The organism is Promicromonospora kroppenstedtii DSM 19349, assembly GCF_000515355.1.
Taxonomy (GTDB): Bacteria; Actinomycetota; Actinomycetes; order Actinomycetales; family Cellulomonadaceae; genus Promicromonospora; species Promicromonospora kroppenstedtii.
Genome location: NZ_KI911644.1, coordinates 52723 through 53692, shown reverse-complemented (window position 1 = coordinate 53692; position 970 = coordinate 52723). Strand labels below are relative to the sequence as shown.

The window sequence follows — 970 nt, the reverse complement described above, 5'->3', positions numbered from 1 at the left end:
CGGACCTCCTCCGAGGCCTTCGCGACGCGCAGCACGTAGCCGACGCCGCGCAGCGTGTGGATCATCGGCTCGCGCCCCTTGTCGATCTTGCGGCGCAGGTACGAGATGTACAGCTCGACGATGTTGGCCTGCCCGCCGAAGTCGTAGTTCCACACGTGGTCGAGGATCTGCGCCTTGGACAGCACGCGCCGAGCGTTGCGCATCAGGTAGCGCAGCAGCTCGAACTCGGTCGCGGTGAGGTGGATCTCGTCGGCCCCGCGCCGCACCTCGTGCGCGTCCTCGTCCAGCCTCAGGTCGCCGACGGTCAGGACGGCGTCCTCGTCGCGCGTGGTGGTGCCCCCGCGGCGGAGCAGGCCGCGCAGCCGGGCCACGACCTCCTCCAGGCTGAAGGGCTTGGTCACGTAGTCGTCGCCGCCGGCCGTGAGCCCGGTGACGCGGTCCTCGACGGCGTCCCGCGCGGTGAGGAACAGCACCGGGATCCGGTCACCGTGCTGGCGCAGCCGGCGCAGCACGGTGAGCCCGTCCATGTCGGGCAGCATGATGTCGAGCACCACGATGTCGGGCACGGACTCGCGCACGGCGCGGATCGCGGAGAGGCCGTCCAGGGCCGTGGTGACGTCCATCCCCTCCAGGCGCAGCGCGGACGTCAGGAGCTCGGCGATGTTCGGCTCGTCGTCGACCACGAGCGCGCGGACGGGCGAGCCGTCGGCCCGGGTGAGGCGGGGCTGGTCGACGGAGGCGCCGGGCGCGGGTGCGGTGGTCATGGTGCCCAGGGTGACTCCGGACCCAGGGTTCTTCCTGTGCTGAACCTGGGGGTTGGCTATGCCTCACGGGCCTCGGGAGGTGTCAGTGCCCGCCCGACACCACCACGAACAGCCCTGTCGCGACCGCCCCGACCACGACCACCAGGCACGCGATCGCCCCGGCCAGCCGCAGCGGCGTGGGCCGCGGCGCCGCCGTCGCGGCCCAC

General features: G+C 72.6%; 1 protein-coding gene. It reads right to left on the bottom strand.

Features of this window, described 5'->3' with window-relative positions; all coding sequences use genetic code 11:
- A partial coding sequence (locus PROKR_RS09240; protein ID WP_084800339.1) for a response regulator transcription factor occupies positions 1-764 on the bottom strand: 764 nt, incomplete at its 3' end.
- Between the last annotated feature and the right edge of the window lie 206 nt (positions 765-970).